This is a genomic window from Brachybacterium subflavum (assembly GCF_009299795.1).
Classification (GTDB): Bacteria; Actinomycetota; Actinomycetes; order Actinomycetales; family Dermabacteraceae; genus Brachybacterium; species Brachybacterium subflavum.
In genome coordinates, this window is record NZ_VIGP01000019.1 from 1 (window position 1) to 362 (window position 362).

The following is a 362-nucleotide window of genomic DNA, read 5'->3' on the forward strand; positions in this document are numbered from 1 at the left end:
CCGCCGCGCTGGACCTTGTTGGCCTTCGCGGTGGCGTAGCGCAGGGACGGGCCGATCTCGTCGACGTCCAGCTCGATCGAGGTGCGGTTGTTGCCCTCGCGGTCGGTGAAGGAGCGCTGCTTGAGGCGGCCCTGCGCGACCACGCGGGTGCCCTTCTCGAGGGACTCCGCCGCGTTCTCGGCGGCGTCGCGCCACAGCGAGCAGCGCAGGAACAGGGCCTCGCCGTCCTCCCACTGGTTCGACTGGCGGTTGAACGTGCGGGGGGTGGAGGCGATGGTGAAGGAGGCCACGGCGACGCCGGACTGCGTGAAGCGCAGCTCGGGATCGGCCGTCAGGTTCCCGACCACCGTGATGATCGTGTC

1 protein-coding gene is annotated in these 362 nt (G+C 70.4%); it reads right to left on the reverse strand.

All coding sequences use genetic code 11. The features are described 5' to 3' along the window. The coding region (locus tag FHG10_RS17815; protein WP_152354709.1) for a single-stranded DNA-binding protein at positions 1-362 on the reverse strand (362 nt) is incomplete at both ends.